The following is a 21,718-nucleotide window of genomic DNA, read 5'->3' as shown; positions in this document are numbered from 1 at the left end:
GTCACTTTGGTTTAGCGTGACGGCATTGACGGGCCGATAGCTTCTATAAAAAAAACACACTCGATTTCAGGAATCACACCATGTCCACTTTGAACCAAGCCCACTGCGAAGCCTGCCGTGCCGATGCGCCACAAGTCAGCGACGAAGAACTGCCGATCCTGATCAAGCAGATCCCGGACTGGAACATCGAAGTACGCGACAGCATCATGCAGTTGGAGAAAGTTTTCCTGTTCAAGAACTTCAAGCATGCTCTGGCGTTCACCAACGCCGTCGGCGAGATCTCCGAGGCCGAAGGGCACCACCCGGGTCTGCTGACCGAGTGGGGCAAAGTCACCGTGACCTGGTGGAGCCACTCGATCAAAGGCCTGCACCGCAACGACTTCATCATGGCCGCGCGCACTGACGAAGTAGCCAAGACCGCAGAAGGACGCAAGTAATGCACTTTGACGCCATCGGCCGGGTACCCGGCGACCCGATCCTCGGTTTGATGGAGGCCTATGCGCAGGACACTAACCCGCGCAAATTCGACCTCGGCGTTGGCGTCTACAAGGATGCCCAGGGCCTGACGCCGATCCCCGAAGCGGTGAAAATCGCCGAGGCGCGACTGGTCGAAAGCCAGGACACCAAGACCTACATCGGTGGTCACGGCAATCCGCTGTTCGGCAAAGTCATCAATGAACTGGTGCTTGGCGCCGACTCGAAGCTGATCGCCGAACAGCGCGCCGGCGCCACCCAGACTCCTGGCGGCACCGGTGCCCTGCGTCTGGCGGCCGACTTCATCGCCCAGTGCCTGCCGGGCAAAGGCGTGTGGCTGAGCAACCCGACCTGGCCGATCCACGAAACGATTTTCGCCGCGGCCGGGGTCAAGGTCAGTCACTACCCGTACGTGGGCAGCGACAACCGCCTCGACGTCGATGCGATGCTCGCCGCACTCAACGAAGTGCCGCAAGGCGACGTGGTGCTGCTGCATGCCTGCTGCCACAACCCGACCGGTTTCGACCTGAACCATGACGACTGGCAGCGTGTGCTCGACGTGGTGCGCCGCCGTGACCTGCTGCCGCTGATCGACTTTGCCTACCAGGGCTTTGGCGACGGACTGGAACAGGACGCGTGGTCGACCCGACTGTTCGCCGCCGAGGTGCCTGAGCTGCTGATCACCAGCTCCTGCTCGAAGAACTTCGGCCTGTACCGCGACCGTACCGGCGCGCTGATTGTCTGCGCGAAAACCGCCGACAAGCTGATCGACATCCGCAGCCAACTGGCCAACATCGCCCGCAACCTGTGGTCGACGCCACCGGATCACGGCGCGGCCGTGGTGGCGACCATCCTCGCCGACCCGGAGCTGAAAGCGCGCTGGGCCGATGAAGTGGAAGCCATGCGTTTGCGCATCGCCCAATTGCGCAGCGGTCTGGTCGAAGCACTGGAACCACACGGTCTGCGCGAGCGCTTTGCGCACATTGGCGTGCAACGCGGAATGTTCTCCTACACCGGGCTGTCGCCGGAGCAGGTCAAACAACTGCGTGAGCAGCACAGCGTGTACATGGTCAGCTCGGGCCGGGCCAACGTCGCCGGGATCGACGCCACGCGCCTGGCACTGCTGGCCGAGGCCATCGCCAACGCCTGCAAATAGTCACTGCAACACAAAACCCTGTGGGAGCGAGCCTGCTCGCGAAAGCGGAGTGTCATTCAACGAAAATGTTGCCTGACATACCGCCTTCGCGAGCAGGCTCGCTCCCACATTTGTATCTGCGGTGACAAGCTAACTTCGCCCCCCCTGCGGCCATCTGTCGCATTATTTTCAATTAAAAGTCTGATTGTCATTTTTCCTGCTGTATCCTGCGCAGGCTTTCAAGAAGCGCGGATCTACCAGATCTATCAACAGACTTAGCGAGGAGCGCAACCATGCACGAGATTCCTAATCTCCCCTTCCCAAGCCTGCACGTACCTGAGCAGACGACCACGCAACAAGCCGGTGCCCAACAGCCCGAGCCGAAAGAAGCCGTTGAGAGCCGCCAGGCCGACAGCGAAGAGTAAAACCCGCCGTACAGACCGTGTGGAAAGCGCTAAGATGCGCTTTCCACACTGCCTGAAACCGAGCCCGCCATGACCGACGAATTCTCTGAAAGCCAAGCTGCCGTCCTGATCGGCGCGACCGAGAAAATGATCGAGATCTGGAACCGTCTCTCCCCGGAAAAACAGGCCGCCCTGCTCGCCCGTTTCGGCAGCGAAGAAAACGCCCTCGCTGCACTGGTCACTACACAACTGGTCGCCCCGGCCAAACCCTGAAGCCACCCTCCCGGCAAATAGTTTTACTTTTCCCCGCCCCTGACGCGTCCGCGCCGGTATCATAAGCAGCCTATCTAATCCTGCTTTGCCGTGGATCGTTTCTCATGTCGTCCTCTATGCCACAACCCCAGCGCCCCCTGGCGGTCACGCTGCAAGTCGTGTCCATCGTCCTCTTCACCTTCATCGGCTATCTGAACATCGGCATTCCGCTCGCCGTGCTGCCGGGTTACGTCCACAGCGATCTTGGCTTTGGCGCGGTGATCGCGGGGCTGGTGATCAGCGTGCAATACCTCGCCACCCTGCTCAGCCGTCCGTACGCCGGCAAGATCATCGACAACCAGGGCAGCAAGCGCGCGGTGATGATCGGTCTGGCCGGATGCGGCTTGAATGGTGTGTTTATGCTGATTTCGGCGTGGACACCCAACTTGCCGATGTTCAGCCTGATCAGCCTGTTGATCGGGCGTCTGGTGCTGGGCAGCGCGGAAAGCCTAGTCGGCTCCGGCTCGATCGGCTGGGGCATCGGCCGCGTTGGCGCGGCGAACACCGCCAAAGTCATCTCGTGGAACGGCATCGCCAGTTACGGCGCGCTCGCGGTGGGCGCGCCGTTCGGGGTCTGGCTGGTCGGCCAGCTGGGATTGTGGAGCATGGGCGTCAGCATCATTCTGCTGGCAGCGCTGGGCCTGCTGCTGGCGTGGCCGAAAACCGCGGCGCCGATTGTCGCCGGCGAGCGCTTGCCGTTCATGCATGTGCTCGGTCGCGTGTTCCCCCACGGCTGCGGCCTGGCGCTAGGCTCGATTGGTTTTGGCACCATCGCCACCTTCATCACCCTGTATTACGCCACCCGGCACTGGGACAACGCAGTGCTGTGCCTGAGCCTGTTCGGCGCCAGCTTCATCGGCGCGCGACTGCTGTTCGGCAACCTGATCAACCGCCTCGGCGGCTTCCGCGTAGCGATCGCCTGCCTCTCGGTGGAAACCCTCGGCCTGTTACTGCTGTGGCTGGCGCCGGATGCGCATTGGGCGCTGGCCGGGGCGGCGTTGAGCGGTTTCGGCTTCTCGCTGGTATTCCCGGCGCTGGGCGTGGAAGCGGTGAACCTGGTGCCAGCCTCCAGCCGTGGCGCAGCGGTCGGCGCGTATTCGTTGTTCATCGATTTGTCGCTGGGGATCACCGGACCATTGGCGGGGGCAATTGCGGCGGGTTTCGGCTTTGCTTCGATCTTTCTGTTTGCCGCCATTGCCTCACTGAGCGGCCTGATCCTGAGTGTGTATTTGTACCGCATTAAACCAAAACACCACTCTCATTGATCGCCCAATATTGGCCATTCATTGGTTCCGAATGGCCAATGCACAACCGCGGCTTTTATAAGCTAACCATGCAAACGGAAAATGGCGAAGCTACCGTTTTCTCTATTTTTACTGGATACAAACACAATTTTTCGATCTTCCTGAACAGCGAGATCGTGAATAATCTGGTCTTTTGGAAATACAACCTTTCCAACATTACCAAACCCCTCGTCCCAACCCATGTCTTGTTCAAGACTGGCAATAAATGCCTGACTATCCGACCCGCCACGCAAATAAGCATAACCTGCTACCACAACGGTTGATTTCAAATTATAGAGTGCTGCTTTCGTCATATAGATATCGCTGAAATCATCAGTGATAAATCCTCCCCATCCTTGTTTGCCAAAAAGGTCATCTTCCTCACCATTCGACCCACGACGTTGAAGCTGGAGAAACAGATACTGCGGAACTCCATTATCCGAAGTACCCACAATATAAAACTTATCGTCACGTTTCAGAATCACATTTTTAACCGAAGGTACTCCATCATAATAACCTCCGGCCCCAAAACTGGAGTCAAGATCACCACGGGCATCATACCGGCCAACAAACCAACGTTTATCACGCAGACCGTCTGACGCGGCGACAACATAACCATTCCCTTGGCGAAACATATCCTGTCCTATGACTAAAACAGACGGACCTCGAGAAACCAATCGGTACCCGCCATTACCGAACGTTTCGTCCAACCCACCGTTATTTTTTAACTTGACCACAAACGCCCTATCGAAAAATCCTCTGTCGTCAAGCGTGGTCAGAAGCAAAACGCCGCCATCGTCCAATAATTCCATAGTTCCGTGGTAGTCGCGGCCTTTATCCGCCAGAGGCTGCTTCAGCTTTGGAACATCTGAACTTGCAGGAACAACCTCTTTCAGATCCAGACTCCACAACATGACGCCTTTGCTGCCAAACCCTTCATCAATCTCCCCATTCAAATCGAATCGAGCCAGGCCGGTAGCACGATTAAAGCCATCTTTACGAGCGAAGAACCCCAACACATACTTGCCATGAACACTATCAAACTTCACGCTATAGGGCTGCGGCAAATCCCACCCAGGAAAAAACTCCGAGAGTTTAAAAAAAACACTACCCGCTTTTCCGAAACTCTCGTCGATACCTCCTTCCTCATCAAGCATGCACAGGTAAATCTCTTGCCGCTCCTCGTCAGTTGCTGCGCAAAGAATCCTGTTCGGTTCTGAGAGAAGAGTGACGACCCGAGGTTGAAGCCTCTGACCTTGTTCTCCGTATAAAACGACCTCACTGCGCACACCAAAATCAGTATCGGGAGTACCACGCACAACATTTAAGTTATTCATTTACTTTTGCTCAATCAATGAAAAGAGAGCTCAGTAAACGTGTAACAGCAATCCGGCACACCTGTCAGATATGACAGTCATGTAGACCAATTAGTTATAAAAGAGTCGTTCAATGTCCGGAAATTGATTTAAGTTGAGAGGTGCGTAATGGATACAATGCCCGCTCCGGATGAAATGGAACAACTCCATGACACCAACCCTTAAAAATCCACCTTGCCGCGCCCGGCCTTGATGCTGCCGCGCTTGGTCTTGGATTCGAGCCGGCGCTTCTTCGAGCCGAGGGTCGGCTTGGTCGGGCGGCGCTTCTTTTCGACCTTGGTGGCGCTGAGGATCAACTCGGTCAGACGCTCCAGCGCATCGGCACGGTTGGCTTCCTGCGTGCGGTATTGCTGAGCCTTGATGATCAGCACGCCATCGCTGGTGATGCGACTGTCACGCAGCGCCAGCAGTCGCTCCTTGTAGAACTCGGGCAAGGACGAGGCCGGAATGTCGAAGCGCAGGTGCACGGCGCTGGAGACCTTGTTGACGTTCTGCCCACCGGCGCCTTGCGCGCGGATGTACGTCAGTTCGATCTCGGCATCCGGCAGATGCACGTTGTTGGAAATCACCAGCATGGAAAAAAGTCCGAATTCAGAGCGTGCAGGATACCGCGATTAACCACAAAGCAGGCCTCCTGCGGCCATGCGCAACTTCTTGCATCAATCGTTTCGCGTTATGATCCCCAGCGAAAATTTACCAGTTCAATGCAGGAAGCATAAGCATGAGCAATAAAGCAGTTATCGTTTTTAGTGGCGGACAGGACTCGACGACCTGTCTGATCCATGCACTGAGCCACTATGACGAAATTCATTGCATCACGTTTGACTATGGTCAGCGTCATCGCGCGGAAATCGAAGTCGCGCAGCAACTGGCCAAACAGCTCGGCGTGACCGTGCATAAAGTGATGGATGTATCTTTGCTGAATGAGCTGGCCATCAGCAGCCTGACTCGCGACAACATCCCGGTTCCGACGGTTAATAGTTCTGGCGAAAGTCTGCCAAGCACCTTTGTGCCGGGAAGAAACATCCTGTTTTTGACCCTCGCCTCTATTTACGCCTATCAGGTACAAGCCAGAACGGTCATCACCGGGGTTTGCGAAACAGACTTCTCGGGCTATCCGGATTGCCGGGACGAGTTCGTCAAGGCACTGAACAAAGCCCTTGAGCTGGGCATGGATTACCCATTGAAACTTGATACTCCGCTGATGTGGCTGAACAAGGCGGAAACCTGGGCATTGGCCGATCATTACCATCAGCTTGATTTGGTTCGCCACCAGACACTGACCTGCTACAACGGCATAACCGGTAGCGGATGTGCAAATTGCGACGCTTGCAATCTTCGCGCAAAAGGCCTCAATGAGTTTCTGGAAAACAAGGATGAGGTGATGAACAGCTTGAAAACGAAGCTGAATCTGCAATAAAGCACCCAGCATATAAAAATGCGCTCACTTGAAAATTTCGAGTGAGCGCATTATTTAATCCATCAAGCCTGACTACCCGTCAGATACCTCTTGAACAATGACCTGGCACCGTATGCCGGCATGATATTGAAGAACGCAAAACCGACCTTTATCGCGATCTGGACGTAAATCATGCTGAGTATCGCGCTGTTCTCCATCGTCCCGTAAAAGGCGATGTAGCAGAAAAGAAAACTGTCGATTATCACCGCAAACAAAGTACTCAGAAACACCCGCAAGAAGAGAAATCGGGAGTTGGTCAGTTCTTTGATTTTGCACAACAGATAAGAGTTTATATTTTCCGACACCAGAAACGATACAGACGAAGCTACCAGCACCGACGACAGCTGACTGATCACATCATTGTAAGGCCCGTCGAGCTTCCACCCGGGTAGCCCGGGAAGGTACGTAGTCATGGCCAGCAAAATGATAATGGCCGCATTACTGATGAACGCGAAGAGTATCGCCTTGCGCGCCAACCGGAGGCCGAAGGTTTCATTCAGCAAGTCGACGATCAAAAACGTCAGCGGATACAGGAAAGTACCCGGCGTTACGACAATATCAAAATATTCCAGATAGATAGGCTTGGTCGCAGCAATGCTGGTAAAAATATAAAGCGTGAACAGCATCAGGTTCAGAATGATATAAATCATCCAGGAACTCTCGTGGCGATCATTTATTTCATAAGCGGTAAGCGACCCTCCCTGGGAGTAGAATTTCTTGTACAGATTCTTTACTTCTATCTTGTTCAGATTATCCATAATCTCACTATTCAACACTTCACTCAGCTTTATTTTAATTATCTTGCCTGTCGCAATGACCATGATCACCGCCAGGCTTTTTCCGTTTTCGAACCCCAACAGCTTATATTTGGTGTTTTCCCTTTCAACGCTGCAATCCATTAAATCGTTCCTCGATTATATCCCCGACAACACAAACACTCTCCAGCGCAAGATCAACTTCAGTTGTTATGAATAACCTTTTACTGACCTTGTCATACACCAGTTTTTCCTTGTCGATGCTTGCCGCGCCTTTCTGCACGATCAGCAGGTCGCCCGGTTCATTCATGCCACTGACTTCATTTTCCAGCAGGACGCCTATCAAATTGAAGGACGTTCCGAAATAGTAAGTCAGTGGAAAAATCGTCGCCAACTCGCCGATTCGCTTATCCAGATTCTGCAGAAGCAGACTTTCCTTGATGACAGGCACTGCCGCCGGGTTCATGTTGCCCTGCGGCGAGATGCTGCTGTCGATGATTTCCTTTTCTTCAAACGAGATCGTCTCTATCTCTTCGTAGGACACTCCGAAAAAGTCGGAAATCTTGCGCACAGTGGACTGCTGTACGTTGACCACTTTACCTTCAAGAATGTTGTAGATCGTGGTTCGGGTCAGTCCACTGGAATTACATAACGACAGCTGCGTTTCCCCACGACTCTTTATCAGGTACTTGATATTGTTCTTCAGATTCTCCGATCGTTTTCTTCTGTGCATGGAATGCTTACCGTCTTTTATAAAGGCAATTTGAAAATACCCCTCGAATCATCATTCAGGGACTCAACAGGCCCACTAGGAAATAGTTATACGGGTATTAGAGCCGCGGCAGATCATAGCATTCCCCCTCCCTGATTTCGGCATAAACATAGTGTGAACAACACCGCTGGTGTGAACCAGAAAGAACAATTCGAATTCTTTACTGACCCGTCAGTTCTGCTTATCGGCCAGCAGAATCTCGTGAATAGCGATCCTTCCCGCCTGCAGTTTTACACCCTGAGGCCCTGAGAAAAGAATCATTTTATTTGAACAATGTTCATTTTTCTGATTAATTTTCTGGTGTTCCGCCGTGAAAAACCTATGATGCGTCGGGCAGACCGGACTGTCGGCAGCGACCGCAGTCAACAGAAAACGGGCCGGCGATACAGAGATTAGTTTGCGCGCAGTGCCGCGAAAACAAGGAATCCGCTGTATCCGGTCGGGCAAGGGCAGAAACGCACGCACCCTCCGGTAAAACCAAGGAAGTCGCGCTCGTTCGCAGCGCGCTGCACACAGGGAAGGAATACAGACAATGGCAGTCCATACCGAACCGCTCATGAACCAGGCTGATCTGCTGCAACGGGGCCTGGCGGATCTGTGGGCGCAAGACGCCGAACTGGCAGGGATCCTCGACGCGGAAGTTGCCCGTCAGCACCAGGTGCTGTCGCTGGTCTCCTCCTCCTGCGCCGTCAGGCCCATGACCCTGGCCGCCTCCGCTTCGGCACTGGTCAATGTGACGGCCGAGGGGTTGCCCGGCAGACGTTACGGCGGCGGGTGCGAAAACGTCGATCTGGTCGAAGCGCTTGCCATCCGCAGAGCGCGGGAACTGTTCGATGCCCAGTACGCAAGCGTGCAATCGCATTCGGCATCAAACGCCAATTACCACGTGCTGACCGCCCTGCTCGAACCAGGCGATACCTTGCTGGGAATGGGCGTCAAATACGGCGGCCATCATACCCATGGCAGTTCCACCTCATTCGCCGGCATTTACTACAAGGCGATTCGGTACGGCACGACTTCAGCGGGGGTCATCGATTACGACCAGGTGCGCAAACTGGCGCTCGCCCATCGCCCACGCATCATCATGTGCGGCGCGACGGCGTACTCACGGGTCATCGATTTCCAACGATTTCGCGAGATTGCCGATGAAGCCGGCGCCATCCTGCTCGCCGATATTTCGCATATCGCCGGACTGGTTGCCACAGGGCGGCATCCCAGTCCGATCGACGTCGCACACGTCACCACCACCTGCACCCACAAACAACTCATGGGCCCGCGCGGCGGTCTGATCCTTTCGGGTCAAGCGGCGAACAACAAGGTGCCTGGCTTGAGGACGACATTCAGCCGCGCCCTCGACCAGGCCGTTTATCCGCGAATGCAGGGCGCGCCTGCCGTCAACATGATCGCTGCGAAGGCGGCGGCTCTGGCTTACGCAAAGTCCACGGAGTTCGACAGAAGCATGGGGCGGATTCGCAGCACGGCTGACGAGTTCGCCAGCGCCTTTCAGGCACACGACTACGAAGTCGTCGGCGGGGGCAGTGAGAACCATACGGTATTGATTCGGTTGCGTGGCGGCATCACCGGCGCCATTGCCGAATCGGCGCTGGAGCGTTGCGCAATTATCGTGGACAAATATCGTGTACCGGGCGAGACACGCCCTTCACTCATTACCAGCGGTCTGCGCATCGGCACGGGCTCCATCGCGCAGCGCAGAATCGATCCGCAGGGATGTCGCCAGATCGTCGATCTGATCTGCCGGATCCTCGACAGTGTGAGACCGATCAGCGAGCAGGATTACCTGCTGGAACCGGCCTTGCGCGAGCAATTCCGGTTGCAGACCGAAGCGTTCTGCACAGCCCATCCCATCGCCGAATACGTCTGACGGCAAATAAAAAAACCCGGCACATTGGCCGGGTTTCTCACTTTCTGCGTCTGGCTTACTTCGCGGCAGAACCCGCCGCGTGCAGCGCCTGCTGCGCCCCACGCTTGTTCTTGATCACATAGCAGACCCACATGAACACGACCCACACCGGAATCGCGTACACCGAGATCTGGATGCCCGGGATCAGCAGCATCACGCCAAGGATGAACACCACGAACGCCAGGCAGATGTAGTTACCGTACGGGTACCACAGCGCCTTGAACAGTGGTGTCTGCTGCGTCTTGTTCATGTGCTGTCGGAACTTGAAGTGCGAGAAGCTGATCATCGCCCAGTTGATCACCAGCGTTGCAACCACCAGCGACATCAGCAGTTCCAGCGCCTGCTGCGGGATCAGATAGTTGAGCAGCACGGCCACCAGCGTGACCGCTGCCGACGCCAGGATCGAACGCACCGGCACGCCGCGCTTGTCGATCTTCGCCAGACCTTTCGGCGCATCGCCCTGCTCGGCCATGCCCAGCAGCATGCGGCTGTTGCAGTAGGTGCCGCTGTTGTACACCGACAGCGCTGCGGTCAGCACCACGAAGTTGAGGATGTGCGCGGCGGTGTTGCTGCCGAGCATCGAGAACACCTGCACGAACGGGCTGCCGCTGTACGAATCGCCGGACGCGTTGAGGGTTGCCAGCAGGCTGTCCCAAGGAGTCAGCGACAGCAGGATCACCAGCGCGCCGATGTAGAAAATCAGGATGCGGTAGATCACCTGGTTGATCGCTTTCGGGATCACGGTCTTCGGCTTGTCGGCTTCGGCTGCGGTGAAACCGAGCATTTCCAGACCGCCGAAGGAGAACATGATGATCGCCATCGCCATCACCAGACCGCTGACGCCGTTGGGGAAGAACCCGCCGTGCGACCACAGGTTGCTGACCGAGGCCTGCGGGCCGCCATGCCCGCTGACCAGCAGGTAGCTGCCCAGCGCGATCATGCCGACGATCGCCACGACCTTGATGATCGCGAACCAGAATTCAGCTTCACCGAAGACTTTGACGTTGGCCAGGTTGATCGCGTTGATCAGCACGAAGAAGGCGGCGGCGGTGACCCAGGTCGGGATGTCCGGCGCCCAGTAGTGGATGTACTTGCCGACGGCGGTCAGCTCCGACATGCCCACCAGAATGTACAGAATCCAGCAGTTCCAGCCCGACAGGAAACCGGCAAAACCGCCCCAGTACTTGTGCGCGAAATGACTGAAGGAACCGGCCACCGGCTCTTCGACGATCATCTCGCCGAGCTGGCGCATGATCATGAAGGCGATGAAGCCGCAGATGGCGTAGCCGAGGATCATCGACGGGCCGGCGGATTTCAGCACCCCGGCCGAGCCGAGGAACAATCCGGTACCGATCGCGCCACCGAGGGCGATCAGTTGAATATGGCGATTTTTCAGGCCGCGTTTCAGCTCGCCTGATTGCGAGTTTTGTCCACTCATGAAAAAGGTCCCACGCAAGGTTTGATGATGTTCAGTAGACGTTGCTGCAAGGTTGCGATTTCAGACAACCCCGATCAAACCCCAGCGCAAGCACCAGGAATTCAGCTTTTTTACAACGGTCATGCGTCACCTGTTTGTTTTTATCTGTGACGAAATCGAACCCGACACGCTTGTGACGCGGCGGAGTGAACAAGGCGGATGGCCTTGAGGTTTTGCGATTACGCAGAGGGTCACAGTTAAAACGCGGCGCATTGTACACCGCTAACCCCCTGCTGCCAGACCCCGCTGGATCAGCGTGGCGCTTGCCGGGATTGCGTGGGTCCGCCTCGAGATGTCCGGGCGGCTGCAAAAATTGAGTCAGGCCTTTGCAGGCCATCGACGGGGACGTGCGAAAAACCGCCCCACGGAGAGAAGTGAAGATCAATCTCGGCGTTCATTGCGCCTCCTTCTTGTTATGTACCTGCACGACAGGCATGAGGCGCATCTCACCTTGCAAACGGCGCTGAAACAAGCGCGCCAGAGCCCTGCGCCACGCCTTTGCAGGCTGGTTCCGGCAGGTTTTCCTTACAGCGTCGGCAACGGGGTGAATCCACTGCTCTTTACCGGGGATTCCGTAAACTTTTCTTTACAACGCGTAACGCAGATTTTCCATTTCGGAAAATTCTGTAGGACGTCTGCAAATTGACGGTAGCAAGCTTGCTAATGAAAGTTGCCGCTTAGTTTTTTGTTTTCAAATAAGAAATCCGCCGCTTAAAAACAGAATAAAAAGTTTATTTAAATTTTAAATAAATAATTTTTTGCATTACAAAACACCCTGAACTAGGTTCTTCACGTCTTGCCGGCCAACTCGACCGGCCAGTCATAACCGTGAAAGTCATCTAGGAGATCGACCATGCAAGCACTGGAAAAAGACCTGGACACCGAACTGCAACTGGACGAATGGTTCGAAGCACCGACCCATGAGGCGGCTGTGGAAATGATGCAAGCCGACGCGGTGGTTCCGTTCGGCACGGCGATGTGGCCTCTGTAAGACATCCCCGGGCAGGCACGATCCGGCCGGTCGTGCCTGCCGCTTTATTCACGGTCAGTCAGGGAGGACTCATGGATAAGCTCCGCGCGATCTCGCATTTCCTTTACTACCTCGAACATCACCCTGCCCTTGCCGGTCTCGATTCGGCGAAGGTACTGCTCGGCCACACCGCCGATTACGAAGCCTTGACCGGCGCCATCGCCGAACAGGCCGGCGATCATCCCCGCTTCACGTTCAGTGCCCGTCGCCTGGACCTGGAAAGCACCGCAACGCTGACCGCGGCGATTGCCGACAGCGATCTGTACATTTTCTTCTACGACTCTTCCACCCTGCCCAACCCGCGCCCCGACGGCCCGGAGTTCGTCCGCGCCCTGCAGGGCGTGATGGCGGAAAACTGGAAGAAGTCGCTGCTGTTCAAGGATTACGGCGACTATTTCTACGACACTTTCAGCGTCACCCCGCAGCGCATCGCCGGGCTCAACAGCCACTTGATCCAGCGCATGTCCCAAGCGACGACGCTGAGTTTCAAGGACGACCACGGCTCCTGGTTTGAAACGCCGCTGAGCAGCATCAAGAAGTGGACCGACATCAACGGTGTCGGCAACTTCGATCTGGCCCCCGGCGAAATCGCCACCCACAGCGAAGCCATCAACGGCCATGTGAAATTCAAGGGCACGTTCCTCAGCACCATCCCCTTCGCCCGCAAGTACGGCGTGCTCGAGTCGCCACTGGAACTGTGGATCGAGAACTCGACCATCAGCCGCATCGCCACCGACGTTCCGGGGCTGGAGCATGATTTCAACAAGTACCTGGACGCCAATCCGTCAAACCGACGCATCGAGGAATTGGGGATTGGTACCAATGAAGGGGTGAAAGATCTGTATGCGCGCAATGCCGGGTTCGAAGAGCGGCATTGTGGGTTGCATCTGGGACTGGGCGGTGGGGCCAAGGGCAGTCATCACCTGGACCTGATCTTCTCCGGCGGGGTGTTGGCGCTGGATGACAAGCCAGTGTTTGATGGGCGGTTTGTGTTTTAGGCGACCGACGCCTTCGCGAGCAGGCTCGCTCCCACAGGAGATTTGTGTTCGACGCAATTCTAATGTGGGAGCTAGCCTGCTCGCGAAGAGGCCGAATCAGACGCTACATACCTTCCGCCAGACGAAAAAAAACGCCAACCCTGCGGTTGGCGTTTTTTGCTTTAGCTCGAAGCTTGCCGCTCAAAGCTCACAACTGCTTATTCCGGCTTCTTGCGACCGAAACCCGGACGCTGACCGGAACCGGCCGGAGCACCACGACGCTTGCCCGACGGCTTGTCGCCGTCGACCAGTTTGATCCCCGGACGCTTCGGTGCAGGCTTGGCCGGACGCTTGTTGGTGGTGTCGGCAGGACGATCCGCCACCGGCGTACCGCGACCGGCCGGCGCACGACCTTCGCCACGCTCGGTACGACCGTTGGCCGGGCGCGGTGCGCGCTCGCCATCACGGGCAACCGGCTTGCGGCCAGGACGCTCGCCTTCGATCTGCGGCTCGCGGCTCGGACGCGGACCGGTCGGCGCGCCAGCGGCTGGACGCAGGGTACGCACGCGCTCGGTCTTGGCCATCGGCCGCGACGATTTGCGCTGCATACGTTCCAGCTTGTCCTTGCTCTTGGCGTTGAGTTGCGGCATCGCCACCGGGGTCAGACCGACTTCGGCACTCAGCACGTCGACTTCGTACTGGCTCATTTCGCGCCAGCGGCCCATCGGCAGATCAGAGTTGAGGAACACCGGACCGAAACGCACGCGCTTCAGACGGCTGACCACCAGCCCTTGAGATTCCCACAGACGACGAACCTCACGGTTACGGCCTTCCATCACCACGCAGTGATACCAGTGGTTGAAGCCTTCGCCGCCCGGTGCCTGTTGAATGTCGGTGAAGCGCGCCGGGCCGTCTTCCAGCACCACGCCAGCCTTCAGGCGCTCGATCATTTCATCGTCGACTTCACCGCGTACACGCACGGCGTACTCACGGTCCATCTCGTAGGACGGGTGCATCAGGCGGTTGGCCAGCTCACCGTCAGTGGTGAACATCAGCAGACCGGTGGTGTTGATGTCGAGACGACCGATGTTGATCCAGCGGCCTTCTTTCGGACGCGGCAGCTTGTCGAACACGGTCGGACGGCCTTCCGGGTCGTCACGGGTGCAGATCTCGCCATCGGGCTTGTTGTACATGATCACGCGGCGCACCGATTCGGCAGCCTCTTCGCGCTTGATCACCTTGCCATCGATGGTGATGGCGTCGTGCATGTCGACGCGCAGGCCGAGGGTGGCGTCTTTGCCATTGACCTTGATCCGGCCCTGGCTGATCCAGGCTTCGACGTCACGGCGCGAGCCGACGCCGATACGGGCGAGGACTTTCTGCAGCTTTTCGCCTGCTGGGCCGATTTCCTGGTCGTCTTGCTGATTGATGTCACTCATCTGGGCACCTCCCGGTGTGGTCTGCTCAGGCGACGCCTGAAGCATTGAAATCTGGTTTTCGGGCGAAGGGATCGCCGAAGGGTCGCGAATCATACGCGGATGTGCGCCATCGCGCATCAGAGACTAGCTGATCGATCGCCAGTTATTTGTTTTTCCGCCGACCGGCGCCACCGAGTTTGATCAGGCGCAGCGCGGCTTCGGCCAATACCGTGCGCTTGTCGTCCTTGTCGAGTTTCTTCCAGGCACGGATCTCGCGCTTGCTGCGGCCACAGCCGAGACAGATGTCGTCGCTGAACTTGCACAGGCTGATGCACGGGTCTTTGGTTGAGCTCATCAGCATCTCCTGGCTGAACGTAGATCCAAATGTGGGAGCGAGCCTGCTCGCGAAAGGGTCCTGTCAGTCGACATCAACGTTGTCTGACACGCCGCATTCGCGAGCAGGCTCGCTCCCACAGTTGTTCGTTATCAGTCCTCGAACTCGCGACGTTCGGCTTCGATGGCTTCCGCCAGCGCACGGGCTTCAGCTTCTTCTTCGCTCAGCTCGGGTTCAGGTTCTGGCACTGGTTGTTCGAGGGCGGCGACGGCGGCCAGGAGTTTTTCCCGGGCCTCGGCAACGCCCAGCACATCCTCTTCCGGTTCGGCTTCAGGCTCGGCCTCAAGTTCAACTTCAATCACCGGCTCGACGGTCTCGACTTCCGGCTCAGTCGTCGACGCTTCACCATCCGCGGCATCGCGCAACAAATCATCGAAGTCGGTCTTGATCCCCTCCTCCATGCTGTCCAGCTCCAGCAGCAAGGTGTGGAAACTGGTTTCTTCCTTCGGCTCTTCCGGCTCGGCGCTGGCGTCGGCCTGTTCCTGCAGGCCCTGCGGCACCGGTGCGTCGTCGAAATCGAGGACTGGCTCGGTTTCCATCTCGCGCAGTTCGGCCAGCGGTGGCAAGTCTTCGAGGTTTTTCAGGTTGAAATGATCGAGAAACGCCTTGGTGGTGGCGAACATCGCCGGTTTGCCCGGCACGTCGCGGTAACCGACGATGCGGATCCACTCGCGCTCGATCAGCGTCTTGACGATGTTGGTGTTGACCGCCACGCCCCGCACGTCTTCGATCTCGCCGCGAGTGATCGGCTGGCGATAGGCAATCAGCGCCATGGTTTCCAGCAGCGCCCGGGAATAGCGCTGCGGCCGCTCTTCCCACAAGCGTCCGACCCACGGCGAAAACTTCTCGCGGATCTGCAGGCGGTAGCCGGAGGCGACTTCCTTGAGTTCGAACGCGCGGCCCTCGCAGGACTTGGCCAGCAGGCTCAGGGCTTTCTTGAAGACCGGCGGTTCGGGCCGTTCGCCTTCTTCGAACAGTTCGTAGAGGCGTTCAAGCGATTGCGGTTTTCCCGAGGCCAACAGAAAGGCTTCAAGCAGGGGCGCCAGCTCGCGGGGTTCAGTCAGGTTCATGTTTCGACTCGTTATTCGGCTCGGGCTCGCACGTGGATCGCGGCGAACGGCTCATTCTGCACCAGCTCGACCAAGGATTCCTTGACCAGTTCAAGGATCGCCATAAAGGTCACCACCACACCGAGGCGACCTTCCTCGGCGGTGAACAGCTCGACGAACGGCACAAAGCCGCCGCCCTTGAGCCGTTCCAGCACATCGCTCATGCGCTCGCGGGTCGACAGTGCCTCGCGGCTGACCTGGTGGCTCTCGAACATGTCACCCCTGCGCAGCACTTCGGCCATGGACATCAAAATCTCTTCCAGCGCGACGTCCGGCAACAGCTTGCGCGCCCGGGCTTCCGGGGCGTCGAGCTTGGGCACGACCACATCGCGACCGACCCGGCTCAGGCCGTCGATGCCTTCGGCGGCAGCCTTGAAGCGCTCGTATTCCTGCAGGCGACGGATCAGTTCAGCGCGCGGGTCGTCCTCTTCGTCTTCGACGGTTTCGGCGCGCGGCAGGAGCATCCGCGACTTGATCTCGGCCAGCATCGCCGCCATCACCAGATACTCGGCGGCCAGCTCCAGACGCACCGACTGCATCAATTCGACATAGCCCATGTACTGGCGGGTGATTTCCGCCACCGGGATGTCGAGGATGTTGATGTTCTGTTTGCGGATCAGGTACAGCAGCAAGTCGAGCGGGCCTTCGAAGGCTTCGAGAAACACTTCCAGCGCATCCGGCGGGATGTACAGGTCCAGCGGCATTTCCGTGACCGCCTGGCCATAGACCATGGCAAACGGCAGTTCCTGCTGGGCGCCGGCCTGGGGATCGACAACGGTTTCCACTGCGGACATTCAGGCCTCGACCATGAACGGCGCGGGGTCGCCGCAACCGACGCGGATCACTTCCGGGTCGTCGCCGGTCAGGTCAATCACGGTGGACGCCTTGATCCCGCCGAAACCGCCGTCGATGATCAGGTCCACCTGGTGTTCGAGCAATTGACGCATTTCGTACGGATCGCTCAGCGGATCTTCGTCGCCGGGCATGATCAGGGTCACGCTCATCAGCGGCTCGCCGAGTTCGGCCAGCAACGCCAGGGCAATCGGATGGCTCGGCACCCGCAGGCCGATGGTGCGTTTTTTCGGATGCAGCAACAGGCGCGGCACTTCACGGGTGGCGTTGAGGATAAAGGTGTAAGGCCCCGGCAGATGCGCCTTGAGAATGCGGAAAGTGCCGGTGTCGATCTTGGCGTAGTTGCCCAGTTGCGACAGGTCGCTGCAGATCAGCGCAAAGTTGTGCTTCTCGTCGAGCTGACGCAGACGGCGCACGCGCTCGATCGCGGTCTTGTCGCCGATCTGGCAACCGATGGCGTAGGAAGAGTCCGTGGGATAAATCACCACCCCGCCCTTGCGGATGATCTCGACCGCCTGTTTGATCAGGCGCGCTTGCGGGTTTTCCGGATGGATCTGGAAAAATTGACTCACGTTTTCTACCTGTTCAGACGGCGGCAATATCTGTGTCATGTTTGAACCGACACCACAGGGGTGGAAGGTCCTCGGGAACCGGCCGGTACTGGCCAATCTCGGACCAGCCTCCAGGGCCATGGAAATCACTGCCGGCGCTGACCAGCAGACCGAACTCGCGGGCAAGGATTGCCAGGCTGCCGACCTGTTCCGCGGGCTGATGGCCATTGACCACTTCGATTGCATGCCCGCCCGCTTGAATATAGTCGGCAATCAGCTTTCGGCGCTTGCTGCGGGTGAAATCGTAGTGCCATGGATGCGCCAGACTGACCCACGCTCCGGCGGCGCGCAGGGTGCCGACGGTGTCTTCCAGCGTCGGCCAGTGCTGTTTGACGTCACCCAGCTTGCCGGCGCCGAGCCATTTGCGGAACGCCTCAGCGCGATCCTTTACAAAACCTTCACGCACCATCCAGTCGGCAAAATGCGGGCGGGCCGGCGCGTTACCGCTGTCGCCCAGCTCCTGCTGGATCTGCCGGGCGCCGTCGAGGGCACCGGGCATACCTTTGAGGCCGAGCTTGCGGCTTATTTCTTCCGACCGCAGCCAGCGGCCATCGTGCAATCGGGCGATCGCCTCGACCAGTGGCGCGGCGTTGACGTCGAAACCGTAGCCCAGCACGTGGATGGTCGCGCCGCCCCAGGTGCAGGACAGTTCGACGCCATTGACCAGTTGCATGCCCAGTTCTTCGGCGGCGCTGCGCGCTTCGGCGAGGCCTTCGAGGGTGTCATGATCGGTCAACGCCAGGACTCGCACGCCGTTTTCGAACGCACGCGCAACCAGAACCGCCGGCGCCAGGGCGCCATCGGAGGCCGTGCTGTGGCAGTGCAAATCAACATTCACGGGGAGTTGTAACCTCAAATCAGCTGGCGCTATCGCGCGCCCATATGTTTGTTATTATGCCGCCACATCCAGCTTCTGGCTCTCACTGTGAAACAATTCATCGATTTCATCCCGCTTCTGCTGTTCTTCATCGTTTACAAACTTGATCCACGGGTTGTCGATATCGCCGGCCACGAGGTCACTGTAGGCGGTATTTACAGCGCCACGGCGATGCTGATCATCAGCTCCCTGGTGGTCTACGGCGCGTTGTTCATCAAACAGCGCAAGCTGGAGAAGAGCCAATGGCTGACCCTGATCGCCTGCCTGGTGTTCGGCAGCCTGACCCTGGCCTTCCACAGCGAGACCTTCCTCAAATGGAAAGCCCCGGTGGTCAACTGGCTGTTCGCCCTGGCATTCATCGGCAGCCACTTCATCGGTGACCGCCTGCTGATCAAACGCATCATGGGCCACGCGCTGACCCTGCCGGATCCGGTCTGGACCCGCCTCAACATCGCCTGGATCGCCTTTTTCCTGTTCTGCGGGGCTGCCAACCTGTTCGTGGCGTTCACCTTCCAGAGCATCTGGGTCGACTTCAAGGTGTTCGGCAGCCTGGGCATGACCGTGCTGTTCCTGGTCGGTCAGGGCATCTACCTGTCCCGCCATCTGCATGACGCCGATACCACCACGCCAAAAACCGAGGACTGACATGCTTTACGCAATCATTGCCACCGACGTCGCCAACTCGCTCGAAGCCCGCCTCGCCGCGCGCCCGGCCCACCTCGAACGCCTGCAAGTGCTCAAGGGCGAAGGCCGCATCGTACTGGCCGGCCCGCACCCGGCGGTCGACAGCAATGATCCGGGCGCTGCGGGTTTCACCGGCAGCCTGATCGTCGCCGAATTCGACTCCCTGAGCGCCGCCCAGGCCTGGGCCGACGCCGATCCGTACATCGCCGCCGGCGTGTACGCCAACGTGATCGTCAAGCCGTTCAAGCAAGTCTTGCCGTAACCAAGGAATGTGGAGGGGCTCTGTGGCGAGGGGATTTATCCCCGATAGTTGCGCAGCAACCCAAAGCCATCCAATGCGGTGTGCCTGACACACCGCATGCTCCCATTTCAGGTCTGCTTCGCAGCCCATCGGGGCGGTGCGACGTTTCGCTGAATCCCCTCACCACAACAGCTCTCTCGCCACACTCAACCCACTCCAAGCACTGAACCTTCACGCTTCTCACCGCTCTCAATCGCTCATTATTCTCGTTTGCCTGCCGACAACCTGCCCAATATCCATTTGCAAGCAGGAATCGCAATGCGCAAAGGTCCGTTGTGTCTGATGTGGGTCACGTTGTCGATCATGGCGCCCGCCCATGGTGAGGAAACCACCGAAAGCGGCAGCTCCACGCCATTGTCGTTAAGTGCCGGCAGTCAGATTACCGAACTGCAGCAGCGCCTGAAGGCCAGCGAGCAGCAGCGGGAAGAACTGAGCAAACAACTGCAAAATGCCGATAACACCCGCGAAAGCGCCCAGCTTGCCCGGTTGCGTCAGGAGAACCAGCGCCTGAAGCTGCAACTCAAGGAAGCCCAGGCCAGTCCATTGCCGCGTCTGTTGACCGAACAGCAACAATGGTTCGTCACCGGCGCCGGGGTAGCGCTATTGGCGCTGCTGTGCGGTATCTTTGCCAGTGGAGCAAGCCGAAAACGTCGGCAATGGCTAAATTGAGTGAGTCATGAGCGAGCTGTTACTGATTGATGATGACCAGGAGTTGTGCGAACTCCTGAGTAGCTGGCTGAGCCAGGAAGGCTTCCAGGTACGCGCCTGCCACGATGGCCAGAGCGCGCGCAAAGCGTTGGCCGAATCCGCCCCGGCGGCGGTGGTGCTGGACGTGATGCTGCCCGACGGCAGCGGTCTGGAACTGCTCAAGCAATTGCGCAGCGAACACGCCGATTTGCCAGTGCTGATGCTCTCGGCCCGGGGCGAACCGCTGGATCGCATCCTCGGTCTGGAGCTGGGCGCCGACGATTACCTGGCCAAACCCTGCGATCCGCGTGAACTCACCGCTCGCCTGCGCGCCGTGCTGCGCCGCAGTCACCCGGCTGCCGTGTCGACCCAGCTCGAACTCGGCGACCTGAGCTTCAGCCCGGTGCGTGGCGTGGTCAGCATCGACGAGAAAGAACTGACTCTCACCGTTTCCGAAAGTCGTTTGCTCGAAGCCCTGCTCAAGCAGCCCGGCGAGCCGCTGGACAAACAGGAACTGGCGCAACTGGCCCTCGGCCGCAAGCTGACCCTGTACGACCGCAGCCTCGACATGCACGTCAGCAACCTGCGCAAGAAGATCGGCCCCCACCCCGACGGTCGCCCGCGAATCGTCGCCCTGCGCAGCCGTGGTTATTACTACAGCCTGTAAACCGTTTGCTTCTCTGTGGCGAGGGAGCTTGCTCCCGCTGGACTGCGCAGCAGTCCCTCGTTTTTGATTTGAAAAGCGAGGGGCCGCTTCGCTGCCCAGCGGGAGCAAGCTCCCTCGCCACAGGCGGATTGCCAGAGATATTTGTCAGGTCGGGTACGAAGCGTCTTTACCCAAGCTTTACGCAGCGCTGACCGCCGCTGACCTTGATCTCCGTAATCTGAACTCATCCGGAACGTACCGGGAACGAGACAAGGAGATACACCATGCGCAAGACTCTTATCGCTCTGATGTTCGCTGCCGCTCTGCCAACCGTCGCCATGGCTGTGCCACAGGATGGCGGCCCCATGGGTGGCCCGCTCGACGGCCCACGCCACGGCGGTCAGATGCACGGCGAACACGGCAAAGGCCCGTACAGCCAACTCGACCTGTCCCGCGAACAGCGCGATCAGATCCGCAAGATCATGGGCGAGCAGATGCACGAGCGTCGCCAGGTGGTCGAGAAGTACCTGGAAAAACTCTCGCCGGCGGACCAGAAAGCCATGAAAGACGAGATGGCCGCCAACCACAAGAAAGCCGAAGCTGACGTACGCAACCTGCTGAAACCGGATCAACAGAAGAAGTTCGACGAGATCCAGAAGAAACAGGCTGAACGCCGCGCCGAATGGGCCGAGTTCAAAGCGTGGAAAGCGCAACAACCGCAAAAAGCGCAATAATGCGATAACCTCGGATCCGACGGCTAAGCG

Annotated in this window: 25 protein-coding genes; 14 read left to right on the top strand and 11 right to left on the bottom strand. The window is 58.1% G+C overall.

Translation table 11 applies throughout. The features are described 5' to 3' along the window. Nucleotides 1-80: 80 nt before the first annotated feature. The 5 genes from QRN61_RS14315 (at nt 81) to QRN61_RS14295 (ending at nt 3,590) form a co-directional block, all read left to right on the top strand. A complete protein-coding gene (locus QRN61_RS14315; RefSeq protein WP_003222798.1) occupies nt 81-437 on the top strand; it encodes a 4a-hydroxytetrahydrobiopterin dehydratase in 357 nt (118 codons plus the stop codon). Continuing rightward, nucleotides 437-1,630 carry an amino acid aminotransferase gene (locus tag QRN61_RS14310; RefSeq protein WP_096796289.1) on the top strand — a complete coding sequence of 398 codons (1,194 nt, stop codon included), beginning with the start codon at nt 437-439 and terminating at the stop codon, nt 1,628-1,630. The genes QRN61_RS14315 and QRN61_RS14310 overlap by 1 nt, the downstream gene beginning before the upstream one ends. Nucleotides 1,631-1,902: 272 nt before the next feature. Beyond that, on the top strand, nt 1,903-2,034 hold the full coding sequence (locus QRN61_RS14305; RefSeq protein WP_256214475.1) for a hypothetical protein: 132 nt from the start codon (nt 1,903-1,905) through the stop codon (nt 2,032-2,034). Between the two features lie 69 nt (nt 2,035-2,103). Then, nucleotides 2,104-2,286: a hypothetical protein gene (locus tag QRN61_RS14300; RefSeq protein WP_003222790.1), complete on the top strand. Its 183-nt coding sequence runs from the start codon at nt 2,104-2,106 to the stop codon at nt 2,284-2,286. Nucleotides 2,287-2,390: 104 nt separating this feature from the next. Beyond that, nucleotides 2,391-3,590 (top strand): MFS transporter, encoded by a 1,200-nt coding sequence (locus QRN61_RS14295; protein ID WP_285374060.1) that lies wholly within the window; start codon nt 2,391-2,393, stop codon nt 3,588-3,590. Between the two features lie 62 nt (nt 3,591-3,652). Here QRN61_RS14295 and QRN61_RS14290 read toward each other — a convergent pair whose 3' ends face one another. Together QRN61_RS14290 and arfB are read right to left on the bottom strand one after the other, a co-directional pair. Then, nucleotides 3,653-4,945, bottom strand: a complete 1,293-nt coding sequence (locus QRN61_RS14290) for a hypothetical protein (RefSeq protein WP_097090163.1) — start codon at nt 4,943-4,945, stop codon at nt 3,653-3,655. A 200-nt stretch (nt 4,946-5,145) separates the two neighbouring features. Beyond that, nucleotides 5,146-5,559 carry an alternative ribosome rescue aminoacyl-tRNA hydrolase ArfB gene (gene arfB, locus QRN61_RS14285; RefSeq protein WP_027613963.1) on the bottom strand — a complete coding sequence of 138 codons (414 nt, stop codon included), beginning with the start codon at nt 5,557-5,559 and terminating at the stop codon, nt 5,146-5,148. A 146-nt stretch (nt 5,560-5,705) separates the two neighbouring features. Here arfB and queC point away from each other — a divergent pair, with 146 nt between their 5' ends. After that, nucleotides 5,706-6,404: a 7-cyano-7-deazaguanine synthase QueC gene (queC, locus tag QRN61_RS14280; RefSeq protein WP_098967794.1), complete on the top strand. Its 699-nt coding sequence runs from the start codon at nt 5,706-5,708 to the stop codon at nt 6,402-6,404. Between the two features lie 62 nt (nt 6,405-6,466). Here queC and QRN61_RS14275 read toward each other — a convergent pair whose 3' ends face one another. Both QRN61_RS14275 and QRN61_RS14270 read right to left on the bottom strand, forming a co-directional pair. Continuing rightward, nucleotides 6,467-7,342: a queuosine precursor transporter gene (locus QRN61_RS14275; protein WP_027613965.1), complete on the bottom strand. Its 876-nt coding sequence runs from the start codon at nt 7,340-7,342 to the stop codon at nt 6,467-6,469. Next, entirely contained in the window at nt 7,326-7,931 is a 606-nt protein-coding gene (locus QRN61_RS14270; protein ID WP_285374059.1) for a helix-turn-helix transcriptional regulator, read from the bottom strand. The genes QRN61_RS14275 and QRN61_RS14270 overlap by 17 nt, the downstream gene beginning before the upstream one ends. A 571-nt stretch (nt 7,932-8,502) precedes the next feature. Here QRN61_RS14270 and glyA point away from each other — a divergent pair. Then, nucleotides 8,503-9,852, top strand: a complete 1,350-nt coding sequence (gene glyA, locus QRN61_RS14265) for a serine hydroxymethyltransferase (RefSeq protein ID WP_285374058.1) — start codon at nt 8,503-8,505, stop codon at nt 9,850-9,852. A 55-nt stretch (nt 9,853-9,907) separates the two neighbouring features. On the opposite strand, the gene QRN61_RS14260 is transcribed toward glyA, so the two are convergent. Then, nucleotides 9,908-11,329, bottom strand: a complete 1,422-nt coding sequence (locus tag QRN61_RS14260; RefSeq protein WP_027613968.1) for an amino acid permease — start codon at nt 11,327-11,329, stop codon at nt 9,908-9,910. Nucleotides 11,330-12,221: 892 nt separating this feature from the next. Here QRN61_RS14260 and QRN61_RS14255 point away from each other — a divergent pair. Together QRN61_RS14255 and QRN61_RS14250 are read left to right on the top strand one after the other, a co-directional pair. After that, nucleotides 12,222-12,359, top strand: a complete 138-nt coding sequence (locus QRN61_RS14255; RefSeq protein ID WP_003222780.1) for a hypothetical protein — start codon at nt 12,222-12,224, stop codon at nt 12,357-12,359. Nucleotides 12,360-12,430: 71 nt separating this feature from the next. Continuing rightward, nucleotides 12,431-13,396, top strand: coding sequence for a M29 family metallopeptidase (locus QRN61_RS14250; RefSeq protein WP_115987974.1), 966 nt, complete (start codon nt 12,431-12,433; stop codon nt 13,394-13,396). A gap of 197 nt (nt 13,397-13,593) precedes the next feature. Here the strand turns inward: QRN61_RS14250 and rluB are convergent, their stop codons facing one another. The 6 genes from rluB to QRN61_RS14220 form a co-directional block, all read right to left on the bottom strand. After that, on the bottom strand, nt 13,594-14,814 hold the full coding sequence (gene rluB / locus QRN61_RS14245) for a 23S rRNA pseudouridine(2605) synthase RluB (protein WP_095139335.1): 1,221 nt from the start codon (nt 14,812-14,814) through the stop codon (nt 13,594-13,596). Nucleotides 14,815-14,956: 142 nt separating this feature from the next. Further along, entirely contained in the window at nt 14,957-15,148 is a 192-nt protein-coding gene (locus QRN61_RS14240; protein ID WP_027613971.1) for a DUF1289 domain-containing protein, read from the bottom strand. A gap of 131 nt (nt 15,149-15,279) precedes the next feature. Continuing rightward, nucleotides 15,280-16,257 carry an SMC-Scp complex subunit ScpB gene (gene scpB / locus QRN61_RS14235; protein WP_115987975.1) on the bottom strand — a complete coding sequence of 326 codons (978 nt, stop codon included), beginning with the start codon at nt 16,255-16,257 and terminating at the stop codon, nt 15,280-15,282. An 11-nt stretch (nt 16,258-16,268) separates the two neighbouring features. Continuing rightward, the gene (locus QRN61_RS14230) at nt 16,269-17,090 is read right to left on the bottom strand and encodes a segregation and condensation protein A (protein WP_007966015.1); all 822 of its coding nucleotides are present in this window, start codon (nt 17,088-17,090) and stop codon (nt 16,269-16,271) included. Next, nucleotides 17,091-17,720: an L-threonylcarbamoyladenylate synthase gene (locus QRN61_RS14225; protein WP_007966016.1), complete on the bottom strand. Its 630-nt coding sequence runs from the start codon at nt 17,718-17,720 to the stop codon at nt 17,091-17,093. A 13-nt stretch (nt 17,721-17,733) separates the two neighbouring features. Beyond that, the gene (locus QRN61_RS14220; RefSeq protein WP_027613974.1) at nt 17,734-18,597 is read right to left on the bottom strand and encodes a PHP domain-containing protein; all 864 of its coding nucleotides are present in this window, start codon (nt 18,595-18,597) and stop codon (nt 17,734-17,736) included. An 87-nt stretch (nt 18,598-18,684) separates the two neighbouring features. On the opposite strand from QRN61_RS14220, the gene QRN61_RS14215 reads away from it, so the two are divergent. The 5 genes from QRN61_RS14215 to QRN61_RS14195 all read left to right on the top strand — a co-directional run bounded on the left by QRN61_RS14215 (nt 18,685) and on the right by QRN61_RS14195 (nt 21,688). Continuing rightward, entirely contained in the window at nt 18,685-19,281 is a 597-nt protein-coding gene (locus QRN61_RS14215; RefSeq protein ID WP_027613975.1) for a septation protein A, read from the top strand. 1 nt (nt 19,282) lies between these two features. Continuing rightward, complete coding sequence (locus QRN61_RS14210; protein WP_007966019.1) at nt 19,283-19,582, top strand: YciI family protein; 300 nt, start codon at nt 19,283-19,285, stop codon at nt 19,580-19,582. A gap of 297 nt (nt 19,583-19,879) precedes the next feature. Continuing rightward, complete coding sequence (locus tag QRN61_RS14205) at nt 19,880-20,290, top strand: SH3 domain-containing protein (protein ID WP_027613976.1); 411 nt, start codon at nt 19,880-19,882, stop codon at nt 20,288-20,290. 7 nt (nt 20,291-20,297) lie between these two features. Continuing rightward, a complete protein-coding gene (locus QRN61_RS14200) occupies nt 20,298-20,975 on the top strand; it encodes a response regulator transcription factor (RefSeq protein ID WP_007966021.1) in 678 nt (225 codons plus the stop codon). A gap of 263 nt (nt 20,976-21,238) precedes the next feature. Then, on the top strand, nt 21,239-21,688 hold the full coding sequence (locus QRN61_RS14195; protein ID WP_027613977.1) for a Spy/CpxP family protein refolding chaperone: 450 nt from the start codon (nt 21,239-21,241) through the stop codon (nt 21,686-21,688). The last annotated feature ends 30 nt before the right edge of the window (nt 21,689-21,718 follow it).

The sequence above is a fragment of the Pseudomonas sp. lyk4-TYG-107 genome, assembly GCF_030209055.1.
GTDB lineage: Bacteria > Pseudomonadota > Gammaproteobacteria > Pseudomonadales > Pseudomonadaceae > Aquipseudomonas > Aquipseudomonas putida_A.
Note: the sequence above shows the minus strand (reverse complement) of the source record. Positions and strands in the feature narration are given on the sequence as shown.

Bases quoted from the DNA above. Each gene is read 5' to 3' on its own strand.
- QRN61_RS14250 (WP_115987974.1), top strand. From the start codon at position 12,431: ATGGATAAGCTCCGCGCGATCTCGCATTTCCTTTACTACCTCGAACAT.
- QRN61_RS14300 (WP_003222790.1), top strand. From the start codon at position 2,104: ATGACCGACGAATTCTCTGAAAGCCAAGCTGCCGTCCTGATCGGCGCG.
- QRN61_RS14230 (WP_007966015.1), bottom strand. From the start codon at position 17,090: ATGTCCGCAGTGGAAACCGTTGTCGATCCCCAGGCCGGCGCCCAGCAG.
- QRN61_RS14205 (WP_027613976.1), top strand. From the start codon at position 19,880: ATGCGCAAAGGTCCGTTGTGTCTGATGTGGGTCACGTTGTCGATCATG.
- QRN61_RS14195 (WP_027613977.1), top strand. From the start codon at position 21,239: ATGCGCAAGACTCTTATCGCTCTGATGTTCGCTGCCGCTCTGCCAACC.
- QRN61_RS14240 (WP_027613971.1), bottom strand. From the start codon at position 15,148: ATGAGCTCAACCAAAGACCCGTGCATCAGCCTGTGCAAGTTCAGCGAC.
- QRN61_RS14210 (WP_007966019.1), top strand. From the start codon at position 19,283: ATGCTTTACGCAATCATTGCCACCGACGTCGCCAACTCGCTCGAAGCC.
- QRN61_RS14260 (WP_027613968.1), bottom strand. From the start codon at position 11,329: ATGAGTGGACAAAACTCGCAATCAGGCGAGCTGAAACGCGGCCTGAAA.
- QRN61_RS14255 (WP_003222780.1), top strand. From the start codon at position 12,222: ATGCAAGCACTGGAAAAAGACCTGGACACCGAACTGCAACTGGACGAA.
- rluB (WP_095139335.1), bottom strand. From the start codon at position 14,814: ATGAGTGACATCAATCAGCAAGACGACCAGGAAATCGGCCCAGCAGGC.
- QRN61_RS14315 (WP_003222798.1), top strand. From the start codon at position 81: ATGTCCACTTTGAACCAAGCCCACTGCGAAGCCTGCCGTGCCGATGCG.
- arfB (WP_027613963.1), bottom strand. From the start codon at position 5,559: ATGCTGGTGATTTCCAACAACGTGCATCTGCCGGATGCCGAGATCGAA.
- glyA (WP_285374058.1), top strand. From the start codon at position 8,503: ATGGCAGTCCATACCGAACCGCTCATGAACCAGGCTGATCTGCTGCAA.
- QRN61_RS14270 (WP_285374059.1), bottom strand. From the start codon at position 7,931: ATGCACAGAAGAAAACGATCGGAGAATCTGAAGAACAATATCAAGTAC.
- QRN61_RS14290 (WP_097090163.1), bottom strand. From the start codon at position 4,945: ATGAATAACTTAAATGTTGTGCGTGGTACTCCCGATACTGATTTTGGT.
- QRN61_RS14275 (WP_027613965.1), bottom strand. From the start codon at position 7,342: ATGGATTGCAGCGTTGAAAGGGAAAACACCAAATATAAGCTGTTGGGG.
- queC (WP_098967794.1), top strand. From the start codon at position 5,706: ATGAGCAATAAAGCAGTTATCGTTTTTAGTGGCGGACAGGACTCGACG.
- scpB (WP_115987975.1), bottom strand. From the start codon at position 16,257: ATGAACCTGACTGAACCCCGCGAGCTGGCGCCCCTGCTTGAAGCCTTT.
- QRN61_RS14310 (WP_096796289.1), top strand. From the start codon at position 437: ATGCACTTTGACGCCATCGGCCGGGTACCCGGCGACCCGATCCTCGGT.
- QRN61_RS14295 (WP_285374060.1), top strand. From the start codon at position 2,391: ATGTCGTCCTCTATGCCACAACCCCAGCGCCCCCTGGCGGTCACGCTG.
- QRN61_RS14305 (WP_256214475.1), top strand. From the start codon at position 1,903: ATGCACGAGATTCCTAATCTCCCCTTCCCAAGCCTGCACGTACCTGAG.
- QRN61_RS14200 (WP_007966021.1), top strand. From the start codon at position 20,298: ATGAGCGAGCTGTTACTGATTGATGATGACCAGGAGTTGTGCGAACTC.